This window comes from Rhizobium hidalgonense (assembly GCF_002914525.1).
Taxonomy (GTDB): Bacteria; Pseudomonadota; Alphaproteobacteria; order Rhizobiales; family Rhizobiaceae; genus Rhizobium; species Rhizobium hidalgonense.
The window spans coordinates 1-1,179 of the sequence record NZ_LODW01000015.1 but is presented as its reverse complement, the minus strand read 5'-3'; the positions used below and the strand labels follow the sequence as shown (position 1 = coordinate 1,179).

Here is a 1,179-nt window from a genome sequence, read left to right as displayed (position 1 = left end):
ATTACTCGACGATCGAAGCAACGATACCGGCGCCGACGGTGCGGCCGCCTTCGCGGATGGCGAAGCGCAGCTTTTCTTCCATCGCGATCGGAACGATCAGCTCGACGGCAACCGTGACGTTGTCGCCCGGCATGACCATTTCCGTGCCTTCCGGCAGCGTTACGATGCCCGTGACGTCCGTCGTGCGGAAGTAGAACTGCGGACGGTAGTTGGTGAAGAACGGCGTATGACGGCCACCCTCTTCCTTCGTCAGGATGTAGGCTTCGGCCATGAACTTCTTGTGCGGCTTGACAGAGCCCGGCTTGCACAGGATCTGGCCACGCTCGACGCCGTCACGGTTCACACCGCGAACCAGTGCGCCGATGTTGTCGCCGGCCTGGCCCTGATCGAGCAGCTTGCGGAACATTTCAACGCCGGTCACCGTCGTCTTCGAGGTCGCGCGGATGCCGACGATCTCGACTTCTTCGCCAACCTTGACAATGCCACGCTCGACGCGGCCGGTCACAACCGTACCACGGCCCGAGATCGAGAACACGTCTTCGATCGGCATCAGGAACGGCTGGTCGATCGGGCGCTCAGGCGTCGGGATGTAGGCGTCGACCGCAGCCATCAGCTCGCGGATCGCGTCTTCGCCGATCTTCTTGTCGCTGTCTTCGAGAGCGGCCAGTGCCGAACCCTTGACGACCGGGATATCGTCGCCCGGGAAGTCGTAGGACGACAGCAGTTCGCGAACTTCGAGCTCGACCAGTTCGAGAAGCTCGGCGTCGTCAACCTGGTCGACCTTGTTCAGGAACACCACGATCGCCGGAACGCCGACCTGGCGGGCCAGCAGGATGTGTTCGCGCGTCTGCGGCATCGGGCCGTCAGCGGCCGAGCACACCAGGATCGCGCCGTCCATCTGGGCAGCACCGGTGATCATGTTCTTGACGTAGTCGGCGTGGCCGGGGCAGTCGACGTGCGCGTAGTGGCGGGCCGGCGTCTCATATTCGACGTGGGCCGTCGAAATGGTGATGCCACGGGCCTTTTCTTCCGGAGCAGCGTCGATCTGGTCGTACGCCTTGAACTCACCGAAGTACTTCGTGATCGCTGCCGTCAGAGACGTCTTGCCGTGGTCAACGTGGCCGATCGTGCCGATGTTGACGTGCGGCTTGTTGCGCTCAAACTTACTCTTTGCCATTT

General features: G+C 62.3%; 1 protein-coding gene. It reads right to left on the bottom strand.

What is annotated here, in order from left to right; translation table 11 throughout:
• Position 1: 1 nt before the first annotated feature.
• Positions 2-1,177, bottom strand: a complete 1,176-nt coding sequence (gene tuf / locus ATY29_RS01275) for an elongation factor Tu (RefSeq protein ID WP_003573803.1) — start codon at positions 1,175-1,177, stop codon at positions 2-4.
• Between the last annotated feature and the right edge of the window lie 2 nt (positions 1,178-1,179).